At 44.0% G+C, this 17,465-nt stretch carries 16 protein-coding genes; 13 read left to right on the forward strand and 3 right to left on the reverse strand.

Features of this window, described 5'->3' with window-relative positions; translation table 11 throughout:
• Positions 1-37: 37 nt before the first annotated feature.
• The 3 genes from OH456_RS12275 to OH456_RS12285 all read left to right on the forward strand — a co-directional run bounded on the left by OH456_RS12275 (position 38) and on the right by OH456_RS12285 (position 1,491).
• A complete protein-coding gene (locus OH456_RS12275; protein ID WP_006070012.1) occupies positions 38-568 on the forward strand; it encodes an elongation factor P hydroxylase in 531 nt (176 codons plus the stop codon).
• A gap of 24 nt (positions 569-592) precedes the next feature.
• A complete protein-coding gene (locus OH456_RS12280) occupies positions 593-856 on the forward strand; it encodes a YfcL family protein (protein ID WP_006070013.1) in 264 nt (87 codons plus the stop codon).
• A gap of 113 nt (positions 857-969) precedes the next feature.
• Positions 970-1,491: an NADPH-dependent FMN reductase gene (locus OH456_RS12285; RefSeq protein WP_236111366.1), complete on the forward strand. Its 522-nt coding sequence runs from the start codon at positions 970-972 to the stop codon at positions 1,489-1,491.
• A 50-nt stretch (positions 1,492-1,541) separates the two neighbouring features.
• On the opposite strand, the gene OH456_RS12290 is transcribed toward OH456_RS12285, so the two are convergent.
• Positions 1,542-3,572, reverse strand: coding sequence for a TonB-dependent siderophore receptor (locus OH456_RS12290; protein ID WP_006070015.1), 2,031 nt, complete (start codon positions 3,570-3,572; stop codon positions 1,542-1,544).
• A 162-nt stretch (positions 3,573-3,734) separates the two neighbouring features.
• On the opposite strand from OH456_RS12290, the gene OH456_RS12295 reads away from it, so the two are divergent.
• The 3 genes from OH456_RS12295 (at position 3,735) to OH456_RS12305 (ending at position 5,753) form a co-directional block, all read left to right on the forward strand.
• A complete protein-coding gene (locus tag OH456_RS12295) occupies positions 3,735-4,439 on the forward strand; it encodes a hypothetical protein (RefSeq protein ID WP_270033546.1) in 705 nt (234 codons plus the stop codon).
• Entirely contained in the window at positions 4,430-4,669 is a 240-nt protein-coding gene (locus OH456_RS12300; protein WP_270033547.1) for a helix-turn-helix transcriptional regulator, read from the forward strand. The genes OH456_RS12295 and OH456_RS12300 overlap by 10 nt, the downstream gene beginning before the upstream one ends.
• 106 nt (positions 4,670-4,775) lie before the next feature.
• On the forward strand, positions 4,776-5,753 hold the full coding sequence (locus tag OH456_RS12305) for a Gfo/Idh/MocA family protein (RefSeq protein WP_006070017.1): 978 nt from the start codon (positions 4,776-4,778) through the stop codon (positions 5,751-5,753).
• A 46-nt stretch (positions 5,754-5,799) separates the two neighbouring features.
• Here OH456_RS12305 and OH456_RS12310 read toward each other — a convergent pair whose 3' ends face one another.
• Complete coding sequence (locus OH456_RS12310) at positions 5,800-7,026, reverse strand: MFS transporter (RefSeq protein ID WP_124940088.1); 1,227 nt, start codon at positions 7,024-7,026, stop codon at positions 5,800-5,802.
• A 228-nt stretch (positions 7,027-7,254) separates the two neighbouring features.
• A complete protein-coding gene (locus OH456_RS12315; protein WP_270033548.1) occupies positions 7,255-8,871 on the reverse strand; it encodes a long-chain-fatty-acid--CoA ligase in 1,617 nt (538 codons plus the stop codon).
• A gap of 335 nt (positions 8,872-9,206) precedes the next feature.
• Here OH456_RS12315 and OH456_RS12320 point away from each other — a divergent pair, with 335 nt between their 5' ends.
• The 7 genes from OH456_RS12320 (at position 9,207) to OH456_RS12350 (ending at position 17,441) form a co-directional block, all read left to right on the forward strand.
• A complete protein-coding gene (locus OH456_RS12320; RefSeq protein ID WP_270033549.1) occupies positions 9,207-10,043 on the forward strand; it encodes a helix-turn-helix transcriptional regulator in 837 nt (278 codons plus the stop codon).
• Between the two features lie 662 nt (positions 10,044-10,705).
• Positions 10,706-12,337, forward strand: a complete 1,632-nt coding sequence (locus OH456_RS12325) for an ABC transporter substrate-binding protein (protein ID WP_038221884.1) — start codon at positions 10,706-10,708, stop codon at positions 12,335-12,337.
• Between the two features lie 98 nt (positions 12,338-12,435).
• Positions 12,436-13,356, forward strand: coding sequence for an oligopeptide ABC transporter permease OppB (gene oppB, locus OH456_RS12330; protein WP_006070023.1), 921 nt, complete (start codon positions 12,436-12,438; stop codon positions 13,354-13,356).
• 15 nt (positions 13,357-13,371) lie between these two features.
• Complete coding sequence (oppC, locus tag OH456_RS12335) at positions 13,372-14,274, forward strand: oligopeptide ABC transporter permease OppC (RefSeq protein WP_031493371.1); 903 nt, start codon at positions 13,372-13,374, stop codon at positions 14,272-14,274.
• A 22-nt stretch (positions 14,275-14,296) separates the two neighbouring features.
• Positions 14,297-15,268 (forward strand): ABC transporter ATP-binding protein, encoded by a 972-nt coding sequence (locus OH456_RS12340; RefSeq protein WP_006070025.1) that lies wholly within the window; start codon positions 14,297-14,299, stop codon positions 15,266-15,268.
• A gap of 5 nt (positions 15,269-15,273) precedes the next feature.
• The gene (gene oppF / locus OH456_RS12345; protein ID WP_038221908.1) at positions 15,274-16,266 is read left to right on the forward strand and encodes a murein tripeptide/oligopeptide ABC transporter ATP binding protein OppF; all 993 of its coding nucleotides are present in this window, start codon (positions 15,274-15,276) and stop codon (positions 16,264-16,266) included.
• 233 nt (positions 16,267-16,499) lie between these two features.
• Positions 16,500-17,441: a glutathione S-transferase family protein gene (locus OH456_RS12350; protein WP_236111342.1), complete on the forward strand. Its 942-nt coding sequence runs from the start codon at positions 16,500-16,502 to the stop codon at positions 17,439-17,441.
• Positions 17,442-17,465 lie beyond the last annotated feature (24 nt).

The raw sequence follows: 17,465 nt of genomic DNA on the forward strand, positions 1-17,465 counted from the left end.
GACAATACGCCACAATTGTTTTCGCTTAACTGTCACTATGCAGCATCAGTACCAAGATTTAATTACTATTTTTAACCAAACTTTCTATCAGGAATACAACACTAAGCTAGAGCTTGGTGGAGATGAGCCTATCTATTTACCTGCCGACGAAACAACGGAATATCATCGTATTGTCTTTGCGCGGGGCTTTTACGCTTCAGGCTTACATGAGATTGCACACTGGTGTGTGGCGGGACCTGAAAGAAGATTATTGGAAGATTTTGGCTATTGGTATCATCCTGATGGGCGTACTCAGGAAGTGCAGAGTGAATTTGAGAAAGTAGAAATTCGCCCTCAAGCTTATGAATGGATTTTATCCGTCAGTGCAGGGTTCCCGTTTACCGTAAGTTGTGACAATCTAAGCGGCGACTTTGAGCCAGATAGAGTGGCGTTTATGAGTAAAGTACATGACGAAGTAATGGCAATACTTTCCGAAGGTATTCCTAAGCGGGTATTGGCACTTTCTCAAGCACTAAGACAGTTTTATCAAACCCCTGAACTTAGCCGTGACCAATTTGCGGTTCGTTAGAGTAAACTAGGAAAAACCTAAACTATGATCATCGAATATGAAGAAAAACTTCTAGAGACCATTGATTCTCGCATCCAAGACGCATCCGAAGATGAGTTGTTTGCTGGTGGGTATCTTCGCGGCCACATTTCGTTGTCAGCGGCTTCTTGTGAGGAAGAAGGGGTAGTGGATTTGGCTGAGTTCAAAACTCGTATTCAGGCTAGTATTGATGAAGCGAAATCTGAATTGTCTCCAGCCGATAGAATCATAGTGAACGATCTTTGGACCGAACTACAAGCCGCGATCTAATCTTGTTCGAAAAAATCGATTGATTTGATTGGTTTTACTCGCTTGTTGAAAACGATGGATAGGTTAACCTTTAAACAACTTCTTAAAACGTTGTCACTAATAAGGAACTTGTCATGAAAGTAATCGCATTCGGAGCCAGCACGAGCAGCACTTCTATCAACAAAGCATTAGCTACTTATGCTGCAAATCTGATCGAAGGCGCGGACGTTGAAGTACTCGATCTTACCCAGTTTGATGTGCCAATGTTTAGCGAAGATAAAGAGAAAGAAATTGGCCAAGCAGAAGGGGCAAAGGCATTCTTAGCGGCTATTCATCAAGCCGATGCTTTGGTGGTGTCTTTTGCTGAACATAACGGCCATCATCCAGCGGCTTATAAAAACCTGTTTGACTGGGCAACGCGCATTGAACGCGAAGTGTTTAAAGGCATTCCGGCGGTTTATTTAGCTACCTCACCGGGCCCAGGCGGAGCAAGTAACGTTCTTGCGGCTGCGGTTAACTCTGCACCTTATTTTGGCGGCAATGTTAAAGCCACAGTCTCAGTGCCAAGTTTCTACGACAACTTTGACTTGGAAGCGGGAAGTCTGCGCAATGTAGAACTGGTTGAGCAAATTCAAACTGCTGTTAAACAGTTATAAGTAAAGGCGCCAAATGGCGCCTTTTCTCTATCAGATCGTCTTATATTGATTTAAAACTCGTATGCTGCTGAGATTTTAATGTTGCGTCCAGGCTCATAGTCGTCCAACGTAAACCCTCTTGCAGTTCCAGATCGTGAAGCATGAGAGACGTACTGCTCATTAAAGATGTTATCAATACCAAAGGTTACCGAAAGCTCAGGCGTTTGGTTAGGAACCCATTGTGCGTAGAAATTGTGAACATTGTAACCTTGCTTAATAGGCGCTCCATCCTGAACGTTCGTTTCATCAAGTACCACTATGGATGTCCATCCAATTAGCGTATCAACGGCAAAAATATCATATTCCAAGGTTACGGCAATACTATCCCCAATGTCCGCACTGCGTCCTGCAGCGTTGACTACGGGCCCACCGTTGGTCAAATCTTTGTTGTCCGACTTGGAGTATGATGCTTTCGAGCGGAATGCTTGATAGCTGTATGTACCGCTTAGCTCAAAGCCGCGGTATTGGGCGTCGCCTTTGTTGTAAATGTTGTAAACATATGGGCGACCACTACCTTCTGCGACGATATAGTCATCTATACGAGTATTAAATAGAGTTAAGTTACCGCCAATAAAGTGTTCCGAGATATGTCGATTGAACTTGAGTCCACCTTGAGCGTTGTAACCTGTTTCTGGTTTGATATCGTCGGACAAATAAGCCACATCCTGATATCGAATAAAGGTCTCTAACAGTTCTGGTCCTTTAAAGAGTGTTCGCCCACTGGCAAATAATGTCCATCCATCCACAAATTCCCAATCTGCTGCCAAAGCCCATGTGAAGTCAGAAAATGTCTTGTCGCTGGTTGTGGCTTCACGTTTATAGTTGTCGTAACGACCTCCAAGCGTTACTGCAAACCTATCTGTAGCATAAAACTTGTCTTCGATGAATGCAGCGCTGGAAATAGCGCTTTCATCCATAAATTCGACCCCACCGTAGGCACTTTTTGACTGTTTGTCGACATAATCGACACCGTAAGTGAGTGAGTTGTCGAAGCCAAAGACCGGTAGTTGAGATTGCACTTTAGCGTTGAAGCCCTGATTACGGTTTTCAGCGCTATTGTTGGAATGTCGGTTGCCCGGCCAGCGCCCACTGATGGCGCTCTCATCGCGCTCTATCTTGGTTTTACTGTAAAACGCATTTACCCGACCTATATGTTTCTCTTTGTTGAGTTCGTAATTAAGCGTAATGGTATTGCGGTCATAAGTTGTCGGAATGAGATCGTCCTGAGTGAGCCCTATATTGGCGTTTCCACCCATATCAGGGCGAGGGTTGTAATCACCTTTGTCACGATAGTAGTCATAAGCCAGTTCAAAGCGGTGTTCGTGAGTGGGTTCAAATCCTAGTTTACCCAGAATGTTATAAACATCACCTTCGGAGCCATAAGTTTGATTACCATCACCATCTTTAAAATTACCACGGCTTACACCGTGACCGTATACCATATAATCAACTTTCTCTGACATCAGTCCATAAAGAGTTAGCGAGCCTTGCTTACTGTTGTTGTCAGCATAGCCACCAAACACACGGGCGCCAAACTGATCAGAACCTCGAAGCAAATCCCGTGCATCTTTCGTTTCAAAATAAACCGCGCCACCAATGCCACTTTGAGTAACAGAGTTATTGCCAACTTGAATGTCTACTTGTTTGATGATGTCAGGGTTGAGTGTCAAGTTACCGATGTGATGGAACATATTCGCGTGCTGCGAAGCGCCATCTAAACGAATATCTAAATCAGTTTCACCAAATCCGCGAATATTAATCCGCTGGTTTACCGAGTGCGTACCGCCAACATCGACACCGGGTATATCTCGTAATAAGTCGGACATATGATCGGCTTGGCGTAGTGACATATCTTCAGCAAAAACTGACTCCGAGCTACTGGAGACTTTTGCTCCCCAGACCACAACGGTTTCTTCAAGTGGAGTATTTTCGTTATTGATAGCGGTATCCGCTAAAGATTGGGCACTCACTAAAGCAAGAGCCACCGCTAAGCTGGTTTTAGATAAGTCGTGATAGGGCTTTGAGGGTAGACAAACATTCATAAAATTAACCAATGATGTAAATGATAATAGTTTGCATTTATGATAAGTTTGTAATTTGGTCGTGAATAGCAAAAACAATTATGAGAAATCGTCCAACAGTTATGAGTTTTATAAAGAGGAATGGCAGTGGAATTGGCCAATAGTGTTTTTAAGAAAGTGGTAATGACAAAAAGAGTCGCTGACAACGACCTTGAGGCGATTGTTAGTGAGATACCTTCCCGACGTTCGCAGTTGGCTAGAGGGGTGTTTATCTCACACCCTTCTACTATTGAGGAAGGGTATGTTCTTCACGGAGGCATCAGTGAAGAATTAATGAATACCAAAGTAGTTTCTGTCGCCACGCCAGCTCTCATCGTAACTGTGCTACTCGAGGGGAGGCTCAGCTTTGGGTACGATGACCTCTGTTTTGATTTATCGGTAACGAATCAATCGCAAGCGATAGCGGTTAATCTGACGAAGCCAGCAAGTTTTCGAAGAGATATCATCAAGCAATCGACATTAAAGAAAATCAACATCTTGTTTTCTCACCAGTGGTTGCAATCTAGGCTGGGGAGCGGGTCTTGTACACTGAATCAATTTCTCAATACTCATAAGGCACATATCGACGTTCATTATTCTGAAGAATTGGATCGGATAGTTCGTAGTCTTATTGAACCAAGACAAAACAGCAACTTTAATGACACGATCTCAAGAGATATTGCGACATTGCAGTTGGTTAAAATCGTCACGGATGAAATTGAGCAGCGTTTACCAATCTCCAACTTGTCACAACAGAAACGGCCAGATAGTGTGGCGCAGTTGATTAAACACATTGAGTACAATTTAGATCAGGATCTAGGTTTGGAAGAACTCGCTCGATGGCAATGAGTGTTTCTAAGTTACAAAGAAAATTCAAGAATCAGATTGGCATGACGGTCATAAGTTATGTGAGAGCGCGCAAACTGGAGCGCGCTAAGCAGTCTATTGAACAGGGTGGGCTATCCATATCCGAAGCTGCATACGAAGCGGGCTATCATCACCCTTCTAATTTTACCTTAGCGTTTCGCAAGCACTTTGGGCAGTGCCCGTCCAAACTGATAGTGGAAGAGATCGAATAAGGTGAAGCGACGAATCGTGATGGTCTATCAATATTGACGATTTCATTTGATGTTTATCAAGCTGAAGGAGTACCCTAGCAGCAAACTAAAATCATAAGGATGTATCATGATTAAGCTTGCGATAGTAGGAACCAATTGGATTAGTGAGAAGTTTGCTCAGGCGGCACTAGAAAGTGAAAAATTCATCGTGCGTGGCGTTTATTCTAGAGCGTTAGAAACAGCAAAGCGTTTTGGTGAGCCTCTTGGAGCGACGTTGTTTTTTGATAGTTTAGATGAGCTTGGAATATCGACAGACATTGATGCAGTATATATTGCTTCTCCTAACAGTCTGCACTGCCAACAAGCGATTCAACTTATGCGCGCGGGCAAACACGTGATTTGTGAAAAGCCGTTAGCTTCGAATATTAAAGAAGTTGAGCAGATGTTTGAGGTTGCCAAAGAGAATGGCGTTGTCCTAATGGAAGCCTTCAAAACGGCGTACTTACCTAACTTTATTGAGTTAAAAAAAGCCACGAAGGAATTAGGTCGCCTACATAAGGTTCATTTGACCTATTGCCAATATTCCTCACGTTACCAAAGATACCTTGACGGCGAAAATCCAAATACGTTCAATCCTGAGTTTTCTAACGGCTCTATTATGGATATTGGTTTTTATTCCGTTGCGGCAGCGGTTGAGTTGTTTGGCGCCCCAAACAAGATTCAGGCGTCTGGGCATTTACTGGAGTCGGGCGTTGATGCGCATGGCAGTGTATTGCTAAGTTATTCGGACTTTGATGTGACGCTGGAGCATTCAAAGGTGAGTAACAGTTACGCGGCGAGCGAGATTCAAGGTGAAGAAGCGAGCTTACTACTCACTCACTTTTCTGAGTGTCTAGGCTTTGAAAAGCGAGAAAGAAGCGGTGAAATCACCAGCGTGTCGCTTCCACAAGTAGAGAACAGCATGATGTATGAAGCTGAGGCGTTTGCTTCTATGATCACTGCGCAAGAAATGGATCCGCATGCGGTGCAGCGTTCATTGGATATTTCGAGAATAATTACCGAAGTACGATTGCAAACCGGTGTGGTGTTCCCGGCTGATAAATAATCGATAGAAAAAGTAAAGGAGCCGATAAGATATCGGCTCCTTTCGTTTATGCTTTCTGATGACTTGAATCAGTTGACGTCGCTAAAGAGCGTTCTATGAGTTTGGATTTTCCAAGGCCAATGAACACCATCACGGTGGCGACGACAATGCAGATAGCACCGACACCGACTTGTCCTTGAAAGTCACCAGTTGCCGTAGCTGACTGGGCGACAATTGGCCCAAGTGCAAGACCTACTGTACCAATCTCTGGCCCGTAGGAACTGAAATACCCTGACTTATCGGTGGTGGCTAATGCGGTGTAGTAACGTGCGTACATCATGTTCCATAGCATGATATAAAATGCTGAAAAACCGAGGAAAGAGGTGGTGTCATTGGTGCTAGCCATACCAAAGCAGACTGCGGCATTGATGATACTTAGCGAGACAATTATCGTGGTATGACTGTACTTTTTATCCACTACAGCCGTCAAAATACCACCAACAACTGCCATTACTGAACCAACCGCTAACACCAACCCAACATCTTCAGTGGAAGCTTGCATATCATCGCCAATAATTTCGATGTACGGGTAAATAATTCCTAGACTCAAACTGTACACAAGAAACGCGCCGCCGACCCATATCATCGGGACGACAAATGTTTTCTTATCCACCTTGCTCTGACTACCCTCTGATATCTCAAGATCTTTGTCGAGACGGCCATTATCTGGGTAGAACCAAAATGCCACTAGACAAAGAGCGGATGCGAACATGAAGAATTGATATAGCGCATTCAAACCATAGGTAGCCATTAACTCTGGAATGAGGATAAACCACGTGATCAGCCATACATTCAGAGCTGCAATCATATAGCCAAAATTCCGACCAGGGTGACGGGTCACACTCATTCCGACAAGACCTAGTGAGTAACCAATACCCTGACCACTACCTGCAATGAGGCGACTTAAGATAAAACTGTCAAAATCTTGTGCCGTCATACTTAAATAGTTGCCCACAATCAATGCAAGTGCAGCAAGGTATCCAATATAGCGCCAATTAGTACGACGAATGAGTAGCAACGAAAAGAGAAGTGATGAAAGGGCGGTGGCTAATAATTCATACATGGCAATACTTTCGATTTGTGCGTCATTTAAAGACATCACTTCGGCCGCACCACCTAACATAAAAGGTAGAAAGTTAAAGGCATTTGGGGCGAACATTACCAGCATCATGGCTGCAATGATCAGGGCTTTGGAGTCGATAGTCCTAGCGGGGCTCACAAAGTGTTTTAACATAGTTATCTCCTATCCATCCTAGATTAGGGTTGTTAATGATATGTTAATCATGAGTGCTATTGATGAATTACAGTAGTACCCTTATGGGTTACAAAAATGTTACAACTGTGCTTATTGTGTAAATTATTACTGCCTTCAATATCTGTTTATCGAACACATATTGAAGGCGGAGAGATTTAGAGGGGAGCGCTATCTATTGGCGTGTTATCGTTTAACTCAAAGTGACGATCAACCGAGAACATAGTCTTTAAAGTGATCTCGCAGATCTTTTTTACTGAGTTTGCCAGTGGCGGTGTGAGGAAGTTCGTTAATAAACTCAACGGCGTCGGGGATACAGAACTTCGCAACTTTACCATCGAAGTGAGCCAAGAGCTCTGATTCCGTCACAGTCACATCATTAGTGACTGCAATAAGCAGCGGGCGTTCACCCCACTTGTTGTGCGAAACACCGATCACTGCAGCTTCCTTGATATCAGGGTGCCCTACGGCGATATTCTCCAGTTCAATTGAGCTAATCCATTCGCCTCCTGACTTAATAACATCTTTTGAACGATCGGTGATTTGCATGTAACCATCAGGATCAATGCTGGCTACGTCTCCGGTATCAAAGTAGCCGTTGCTATCAACACTTTCTCCTTGCTTGTAATACCCTGATGCAATCCACGGGCCTCGTACTTTGACCGAACCAAATTGGTGACCATCCCACGGCACCTGATTGCCTTGCCAATCTTCTATTCGCATATCTACGCCAAACACAATGCGACCTTGTTTAAGCTGGTACCCCATCTTTTGTTCATCAGCAAGTGAACGTAGCTTTGGCTTGAGTTTATTGAAGGTACCAAGGGGGCTCATTTCGGTCATACCCCAAGCATGGTGCATCGAGACATTAAATAATTCATCGAACTCCCTTATTAATACTTCAGGACAAGCAGAGCCACCGACGACGATTCGCTTGAGACTTGGTACTTGAAGCTCTGATTGTTTTAAATGCTCCAACAACATCAGCCACACAACAGGCACACCCGCTGTCATGGTCACGCCTTCATTGTTGATAAGCTCAGTCAATGTAGCTCCATCTGCCATTTTGGGACCGGGCATCACGAGTTTAGTCCCAGTCATCGGGGCACTGTACGCCAGACCCCATCCGTTAACATGAAACATAGGTACGATAGGCATTACGCACTCATCGATGGAAAGCCCAAACGCATCAGGTAGAGCACTGCCTAATGAGTGAAGGACTGTCGACCGGTGTGAGTAAAGCACGCCTTTGGGATGGCCTGTTGTCCCCGAGGTATAGCATAAAGAACTGGCGTCATCTTCTTCTAGCTCGGGCCAAGTAAATACAGTGCTTCGGTCTGCGATAAAACTTTCGTAGTCCAATAGGTTTTCGATTTGAGATTCAGGTAAGTGAGCGTGATCCGTTAGTGCGATGAAGTGGTTAACGGTAGAGAGTTTGCTTTGCAGTTTTTCAATAAGAGGTGTGAAGATGGGGTCAAAGAACACTATGGTGTCTTCTGCATGATTGATGATGTACTCAATTTGTTGTTCAAAGAGTCTAGGATTGACGGTGTGTAATACTCCCCCAGAACAAGAGATGGCGTAGTACAACTCAAGATGTCGGTAGTCATTCCATGCAAGCGTAGCGACGCGCTGACCTTTTTTTAATCCCAGTGATTTGAGTGCATTCGCCAATTGTCGAGTTCGTGAAAAGGCGTCCGACAAGGTATAGCGGTGCCTAGGGTTGTCGTAGGTCACCGAGACTATCTCGGTATCGCCATTGACGCGGTCGGCGTGACGCATGATTTCAGTGATGGTGAGAGGGACGTTCATCATCTGTCCTTTCATTATGCAACTCCATTTGTGTTGATGAAATGTAAACAGTATGTGATCGCTTTCCTTTTGGGTATGTACCCTGATGGGGTTACGTGTTCGAAGTGACTTAAGGGGTCTATGTTCTAACTCGGTTCAATCTGTGATGGTCTTCATCAAAACGCAGGTATTTTACTTTTTATCATCAAGAATATTTGCCATCGTGTACTAAATAATGCCCAAAAATAGTCGCAAGTTTGACAAATCGAATAGGTCATTGGGTCATCGTTTGAGATGTTGAATTGGTGGATTTGAGCTCGTGCCCCTGACGTGGTATTTCATCAGGGAGCGATACGTGATAAGGAGTGTCTATGTCAGTTATTATGGACGGGTGGATGGAGTTTAGCCATCGCTATCCTCCTCTTATTGAAGCAATCGGTGAGCAGAGCTTTTTGGAAAAACTGTCTCAGCTCATCACCAACATTGTCGATTATGAAAGTCTAGTGATTATGGGCTTTAGCGAAGATAAAGCCCCAGTGGTCATCTATAACGATACCAACTTCTTTGCCGAACAGAGCAGAGATAAAGAATTTATGGGGGCGTTAGTTTTGGATCCGTTTTACCAACTGATCCGCAGAGGCGTGAGAGAGGGGGTGTATAAACTGGATGAAATCGCCCCAGATGAGTTTTATAGCAGTGATTATTACCATCAGATATACAAGAAGACTGGCTTACAGCAAGAGATAGGCTTGATTGTTACTTGTACCGAAGGGTTCACTTTGGTGCTTTCTGCTGGGCTGAGAAATAAACAGAGTGTTGATTGTGATGAGAAGCGACGTCTGAATTTGTACTTTGACATGCTTAAATCAGCCATTCGTAAACATTTTGAGTTGGGTAGCCCAGAAGAGAGAACGATTGGGCATCAGCTCAATGACATTTTTAGTAATTTTGGGAAAGACTTCTTAAGTGAAAGGGAATGCCAAGTGACGCAACTGGTTCTGCAAGGCTATTCAACCAAAGCGATTGCTCCATTGTTAGAAGTCAGCACCGAAACCGTCAAAGTGTATCGAAAGCGGATTCATAACAAACTAAAGATATCTTCCCAATCTGAGTTGTTTTCTCTTTTTCTTGAGGCGGCATCAACGGTTCCCGCTGATAGTAATATCGATCCATTGACGGTCTATTTCGGAGGCAAACATGTCCATTGATGATGAGAGTAATGTCACCTCATTGGGGAATTCAATTTCTACCGAAAGCGCGGAACAATGATGATGTTGGAACAGGCAAGCAGCAATCAAGCAGTAGCAATCAAGTTTGCTAGTGACACATCTCCTTATCTGAACTCACGCTTGAGCCGCGTGAAAACATCAGTTTCCCCGACCTCCTGGTAGTCAGAGGTCGGGTCTTTTTGTGATCTCTATCCTAGGGTTTCTGTACGTCATTCACTTGTATGTGATTATGTTCACATTTAGGTTTTTTTTGACATTTGATAATTCTACAGCAAGGGTAGAATGAAAACGAATTGTTAAACTTGATGCTAGATGGTTGGCATAATGTGCTGAATAATCGTTAATAAATAGAACTATCAATATTAATTTCTAGCTATATTTCTCTGAGTAGAGAGAAGTTGTCAATTTACCTTCACATTGCAGTATATTCATCTGATTTTTACCTGTTGTAGGAGAATTATGCCATTTTTGCTACAAAAATATGGCAAATTAGTTCGAAGGTTGGTAATGTGAACCGCAATCTTTGTATGGATTTAGAATTAAATGCTCAAAAAGTGAGCTAAATAAATCTAAAATGCTGTCCGTTCTAGCAATCTTACGAAGAAGTCATGGATGCAAAATTAAAACTTGGAGTTAAATGCATGTATAAGAATAAAATCACGCAAGCCCTTCTTCTAGGTGCTGGCATGGCAGTGGCTGCCACTTCTTTTTCTACTCTTGCCGCAGATGTACCAGCGGGCACTAAACTAGCAGAGAAACAAGAGCTTGTTCGTGGTAACGGTACCGAGGTAGCAACACTCGATCCACACAAATCTCAAGGTGTTCCAGAGTCACACGTAATTCGTGACCTTCTTGAAGGCCTAGTGAACCAAGATGCAAATGGTAAGACTATCCCAGGTGTTGCCGAAACTTGGGAAACGGCAGACAACCAAACTTTCACTTTCCACCTACGCAAAGACGCAAAATGGTCTAACGGCGATCCTGTAACGGCAAACGACTTCGTATACAGCTTCCAACGCGCAGTTGATCCAGCAACAGCATCTCCATACGCTTGGTACATGGAATACACCAAGATGGCAAACGCTAAAGACATCGTTGCTGGCAAGAAAGACAAGAGCGAGCTAGGTGTTAAAGCAGTAGATGACTACACGCTAGAAGTGACGCTAGATACAGCAGTACCTTACTTCGTCATGATGATGGGTCACACAACGGTTAAGCCAGTTCACCAAGCGACGGTAGAAAAATTCGGTGACCAGTGGACTAAGCCAGAGAACTTCGTTGGTAACGGTGCGTTTGTTCCTAACAAATGGGTAGTTAACGAGCGTCTAGAGCTTGTACGTAACGACAACTACTGGGATAACGACCATACTGTTCTTAATAAAGTAACGTTCTTGCCTATCGAGAACCAAGTTGCTGAAATGAACCGTTTCCTTTCTGGCGAACTAGATTTCACATACGAAGTACCTAACGAGCACTTCCGTCGTCTACAAAAAGAGTACCCACAAGATGTAAACATCAAGGGTAACCTATGTACTTACTACTATCAGTTCAATGCACAAAAAGCACCGTTTAACGACGTTCGCGTACGTAAAGCAATGTCTTATGCAATGGACCGAGATATCGTTACTAAAGCTATCCTTGGCCAAGGTCAAAAACCAGCTTATTTCCTAACGCCAGAGATCACTGCAGGCTTCGACCCTGTAACTCCTGAGTATGGTCAACTTTCTCAGAAAGAGCGTATCGCTGAAGCGAAGCGTCTTCTTGAAGAAGCAGGTTACACGAAGAGCAACCCTCTAGAGTTCAACCTACTTTACAACACATCTGAAAACCACAAGAAGATTGCTGTTGCAATCGCCTCTATGTGGAAGAAAGAGCTAGGCATCAACGCGAAGCTTGAAAACCAAGAGTGGAAGTCTTACCTGGACAGCAAAGACACAGGTAACTTTGACGTTGCACGTGCTGGTTGGTGTGGTGACTACAACGAAGCGTCCTCATTCCTAACACTAATGGTTAGTCAAAACACAACGGCGGGTCAGCACTATAAGAGTGCAGAATACGATAAGATCATCGATAAAGCCCTACACTCTACTTCTGAAGAAGAGCGTACTCAGCTATACATCGATGCAGAGAAATTGCTAGCGAAAGATATGCCAATTGCTCCTATCTATCAGTATGTTACAACACGTCTAGTATCACCTCAGCTTGGTGGTTACCCAGAAGGTAACGCTGAAGATAAGATCTACTCAAAAGATCTATACATCAAAGCAAAATAATCCCCTATAAAAAATATAACTAACTAAGACCTGTGTGTGCGTAAGCACACGCAGTGTCTATTTTATTTTAAATTGTCACAGACTGGATGGATGAGTTTATGATTAAATTCATACTTAAACGGATATTTGAAGCGATACCAACACTGTTGGTATTAATTACTGTCTCCTTTTTCCTGATGCGATTCGCACCAGGTAACCCTTTTTCAAGTGAGCGCCCACTTCCACCGGAAGTTATGGCTAACATTGAAGCAAAATATGGCCTTGATAAGCCAGTGTTCGAACAGTACACCACGTACTTGACCAACATCTTACAAGGTGATTTTGGTCCATCTTTTAAATATCAAGATTACACCGTAAACGAGCTTATTTCGGTTGCTTTACCTGTATCGGCCAAAGTAGGTCTGATTGCCTTCATCTTTACCGTTATCATGGGGGTAACCGTAGGGACTATTGCTGCTTTACGGCAAAACACTTGGCTCGATTACACGATTATGTCTACGGCCATGCTTGGGGTCGTTATGCCTTCTTTCGTATTGGCACCAGCATTGATTTATCTGTTCTCACTGCATTGGAATCTTTTCCCTGCTGGTGGCTGGCATGATGGTGGCTTTCAATACATCGTGTTACCCGTGATCGCCATGTCACTGCTTTATGTTGCAACGTTTGCACGTATTACTCGTGGCAGCATGATTGAGACATTGAACAGTAACTTTATCCGCACAGCTCGCGCAAAAGGCTTGAGCTATCGTTATATCGTTCTTAAGCACGCTCTTAAGCCTGCACTGTTGCCAGTAGTATCGTACATGGGCCCCGCGTTCGTAGGTATTATTACCGGTTCGGTAGTAGTAGAGACTATTTTCGGATTACCTGGTATCGGTAAGCTGTTTGTAAACGCAGCCTTTAACCGAGACTATTCGTTAGTAATGGGTGTCACCATCTTAATTGGTTTCCTATTCATTCTATTTAACGCCATCGTAGATATCTTGCTTGCGATGATCGACCCGAAAATTCGTTACTAAGGGAGTGTGGTAATGATGCTAACGAAAAAAGAAAACTTGGAAGCGGTAGAGAAGTTTTCCGAGAATTTAGAAATTGAAGGTCGTAGCTTGTGGCAAGACGCGCGTATCCGTTTTATGCGTAACAAAGCTGCGATGGTGAGTTTATTTATTCTAACCCTGATGACATTAGCAGTGATTTTCCTGCCAATGTTTGCTCAATACGCGTTTGATGATACGGATTGGTATGCCATGCATGCTGCACCAAGTGCTGAGCACTGGTTTGGTACTGATAGTCTTGGACGTGACCTTTATGTGCGTACATTAATGGGTGGCCGTATCTCTCTAATGGTAGGGGTTCTAGGTGCATTTGTTGCGGTATTGATTGGTACACTTTACGGTGCAACATCAGGCTTTATTGGTGGTCGTGTTGACCGCGTTATGATGCGTGTACTTGAGATTTTGTACGCTGTACCGTTTATGTTCTTGGTTATCGTTCTAGTAACATTCTTCGGTCGTAACATTGTGCTTATCTTTGTGGCTATCGGTGCGATTGCATGGCTGGACATGGCGCGTATTGTACGTGGTCAAACTCTTAGCTTACGCAGCAAAGAGTTTATCGAAGCGGCACACGTTTCGGGCGTGAGTAATTGGAAAATTATCACACGTCACATTGTCCCTAACGTACTTGGTATCGTAGCGGTGTATTCAACACTACTTATCCCAAGTATGATTTTGACAGAATCTTTCCTTTCATTCCTTGGCCTTGGCGTACAGGAGCCGATGACCAGTTGGGGCGCATTGCTTCAAGAGGGTTCTCAAACAATGGAAGTGGCTATTTGGCAGTTAGTTTTCCCTGCTATTTTCATGGTCGTAACCTTGTTCTGCTTTAACTATGTTGGCGATGGTCTTCGTGACGCGCTGGATCCAAAAGACAGATAAGAACTAGAAGAAAGGATTGAATATGAGCTTATTAGATGTCAAAGATCTGCGTGTTGAGTTCACCACGCAGGACGGTATTGTTACCGCTGTAAACGACTTGAATTTCTCCCTCAACCAAGGCGAAACGCTGGGTATTGTAGGTGAGTCCGGTTCAGGTAAATCGCAAACTGTATTCGCTATCATGGGCTTGTTAGCGAAAAACGGTATCATTTCGGGTAGTGCACAATTTGAAGGGCGTGAGATCCTCAACTTGCCAGAAAAAGAGCTGAACAAAGTTCGCGCTGAGCAAATTGCGATGATTTTCCAAGACCCAATGACGTCGCTTAACCCATACATGAAAGTTAGCGACCAATTGATGGAAGTACTTATGCTGCATAAAGGCATGGGTAAAGCGGAAGCATTCGAAGAGTCTGTTCGTATGCTTGAAGCGGTAAAAATTCCAGAAGCGCGCAAGCGTATTACTATGTATCCACATGAATTTTCAGGCGGTATGCGTCAACGTGTGATGATTGCGATGGCGCTATTGTGTCGTCCAAAACTGCTGATTGCTGACGAACCGACAACGGCATTGGATGTAACGGTTCAGGCTCAGATCATGGACCTTCTGAACGAGCTTAAATCGGAGTTCAACACAGCTATTATCATGATTACGCATGACTTGGGTGTTGTTGCAGGTTCATGTGACAAAGTACTAGTTATGTACGCAGGTCGTACGATGGAGTACGGCACGGTAGATGAAATCTTCTATAACCCTAGCCACCCTTATGCGGAAGGTCTGTTAAAGGCAATCCCTCGTCTGGACACGGAAGGGGAGATCCTACCAACGATTCCAGGTAATCCACCAAACTTATTACGTTTGCCACCGGGCTGTCCTTACCAAGAGCGCTGCCACCGTGCAACTCCACAGTGTAGCGTGTCTGCGCCAACACTAGAGAACTTTGGACAAGGTCGTCAACGTGCGTGTTTTTCTGATTGGGAGGCTTGGGCAAAATGAATGCAATGACAAACAACAAATCACTATTACTTGATGTAAAAGAGCTAAAAGTACACTTCAGCATTGCATCGAAATCAGCTTGGCCTTGGTCAAAGCCGGCTCAGCTTAAAGCCGTAGATGGCGTAAATGTTCGTCTATACGAAGGTGAAACACTGGGTGTAGTAGGCGAGTCAGGTTGTGGTAAGTCTACGTTTGCACGCGCTATTATCGGTCTTGTAGAAGCGACAGATGGTGAAGTGATGTGGCTTGGTCAAGATTTGACTAAGATGCAAGCGGTTCAGCGTCGTGACACTCGCAAAGAAATCCAAATGATTTTCCAAGATCCTTTGGCATCACTTAACCCTCGTATGACGGTGGGTGACATCATTGCCGAGCCATTAGAGACCTTTTATCCAGAGCTCTCAAAACAGGAAGTGAAAGATCGCGTCAAAGAAATGATGGCAAAAGTAGGCCTGCTACCAAACGTGATTAACCGTTATCCGCACGAGTTCTCAGGTGGTCAGTGTCAGCGTATCGGTATTGCGCGTGCACTAATCTTACGTCCTAAGATGATTATTTGTGATGAGCCTGTATCGGCATTGGATGTATCTATCCAAGCTCAGGTGGTTAACCTACTGAAAGAGCTGCAAAAAGAGCTAGGCTTGAGTCTAGTGTTTATTGCGCATGACCTGTCAGTCGTGAAGCACATTTCTGATCGTGTTTTGGTAATGTATCTTGGCAATGCTGTTGAGTTAGGTGAGGCAGAAGCATTATTTGCCAATCCGTCGCATCCTTATACTAAAGCGCTAATGTCAGCGGTTCCGATTCCAGATCCAAAAATTGAGCGCACTAAAACCATTCAGATGTTGGAAGGGGATCTACCATCTCCGATCAGTCCTCCATCAGGTTGTGTGTTTAGAACACGCTGCCCACAAGCAACGGAGCAGTGTGCTCAACAGAAACCAACAATTCAGGGAACGGACGTACACGCAGTGTCGTGCCTAAACGTCAGTGTTTAGGGAATCCCACTAACCAGCAAGGAATGGCTCTAGTTGTTTGTGTGTGAATAATTAGAGCCGCTATTTTCAGCCTGTGACGGGCCTAAGCGCGGCAACTTTTTTGGTCGCGCTTTTTTTGTTCTCACCAAAAGGTCATTCAAGTTATTCGAACGACTTCTTTCAAACCATCCCCTCAAGTTCTTCATGCTCGCTTCATATAATGTCATCACTAAATGAAGAGAAGGAATGAAAGCATGGGGAAATTGGTTGAAGGTGTTTGGCATGATGTGTGGTACGACACTAAGACGTCTGGCGGTAAGTTTGTGCGTGAAGATGCTGGCTTTCGTCATTGGATAGACAATAGCCCACAAGCAGAATTCCAGCCTGAATCTGGTCGCTATCATTTATACGTATCACTTGCGTGCCCTTGGGCTCATAGAACACTGATCTTTCGCGCTCTTAAAGGTTTGGAACCGCACATTGATGTTACGGTCGTGTGTCCTGACATGCTTTCAGAAGGGTGGTCTTTTGGACTTCCTGAACCTCTATTTGGATTCACCAAACTTCACCAAATTTATACACAAGCTAAACCGGACTATACCGGTCGAGTTACTGTACCTGTTTTGTGGGATAAAAAGACCAACACTATTGTGAGTAATGAGTCATCGGAAATCATCCGAATGTTCAACTCGGAGTTCAACCATCTGACAGGTAATAGTGACGATTTTTATCCGGAGAAATTGCAGTCCGCGATTGACGAGTGGAATGAGTTTATCTACCCAAACATTAACAATGGGGTATACCGTTGCGGTTTTGCAACTACTCAGGAGGCGTATGAAGAAGCTTACAATAGCTTGTTCGATGCTTTGGATAAGGTAGAAGCGCAGTTGGCGACCCATCGATACTTAACGGGTGACCAGATAACGGAAGCTGATTGGCGATTGTTTACCACATTAGTGCGTTTCGATGCGGTGTATGTGGGGCACTTTAAGTGCAACAAAAAACGTATCGCTGATTACGAAAATATCCAAGGTTTCCTCAAAGAGCTATACCAAGTTAAAGGTGTTAAAGAGACCACGGATCTCTACCATATTAAACGCCACTACTACTTCAGTCATACGGGTATCAATCCAACTCAAATTGTTCCTGCTGGCCCTGATTTGGACTTGGATTCGCCTCATGGAAGAGAGCGTTAAATTGCATACAATAAAAAAGCCTCC

Origin of the sequence: Vibrio sp. La 4.2.2, assembly GCF_027586995.1 — a bacterium.
GTDB lineage: Bacteria > Pseudomonadota > Gammaproteobacteria > Enterobacterales > Vibrionaceae > Vibrio > Vibrio mediterranei.

Coding starts and splice junctions, on each gene's coding strand:
- OH456_RS12290 (WP_006070015.1), bottom strand. CDS start 3,572: ATGAATGTTTGTCTACCCTCAAAGCCCTATCACGACTTATCTAAAACC.
- OH456_RS12325 (WP_038221884.1), top strand. CDS start 10,706: ATGTATAAGAATAAAATCACGCAAGCCCTTCTTCTAGGTGCTGGCATG.
- OH456_RS12350 (WP_236111342.1), top strand. CDS start 16,500: ATGGGGAAATTGGTTGAAGGTGTTTGGCATGATGTGTGGTACGACACT.
- OH456_RS12285 (WP_236111366.1), top strand. CDS start 970: ATGAAAGTAATCGCATTCGGAGCCAGCACGAGCAGCACTTCTATCAAC.
- OH456_RS12320 (WP_270033549.1), top strand. CDS start 9,207: ATGTCAGTTATTATGGACGGGTGGATGGAGTTTAGCCATCGCTATCCT.
- OH456_RS12340 (WP_006070025.1), top strand. CDS start 14,297: ATGAGCTTATTAGATGTCAAAGATCTGCGTGTTGAGTTCACCACGCAG.
- OH456_RS12300 (WP_270033547.1), top strand. CDS start 4,430: ATGGCAATGAGTGTTTCTAAGTTACAAAGAAAATTCAAGAATCAGATT.
- oppB (WP_006070023.1), top strand. CDS start 12,436: ATGATTAAATTCATACTTAAACGGATATTTGAAGCGATACCAACACTG.
- OH456_RS12310 (WP_124940088.1), bottom strand. CDS start 7,026: ATGTTAAAACACTTTGTGAGCCCCGCTAGGACTATCGACTCCAAAGCC.
- OH456_RS12295 (WP_270033546.1), top strand. CDS start 3,735: ATGACAAAAAGAGTCGCTGACAACGACCTTGAGGCGATTGTTAGTGAG.
- oppF (WP_038221908.1), top strand. CDS start 15,274: ATGACAAACAACAAATCACTATTACTTGATGTAAAAGAGCTAAAAGTA.
- oppC (WP_031493371.1), top strand. CDS start 13,372: ATGCTAACGAAAAAAGAAAACTTGGAAGCGGTAGAGAAGTTTTCCGAG.
- OH456_RS12280 (WP_006070013.1), top strand. CDS start 593: ATGATCATCGAATATGAAGAAAAACTTCTAGAGACCATTGATTCTCGC.
- OH456_RS12315 (WP_270033548.1), bottom strand. CDS start 8,871: ATGAAAGGACAGATGATGAACGTCCCTCTCACCATCACTGAAATCATG.
- OH456_RS12305 (WP_006070017.1), top strand. CDS start 4,776: ATGATTAAGCTTGCGATAGTAGGAACCAATTGGATTAGTGAGAAGTTT.
- OH456_RS12275 (WP_006070012.1), top strand. CDS start 38: ATGCAGCATCAGTACCAAGATTTAATTACTATTTTTAACCAAACTTTC.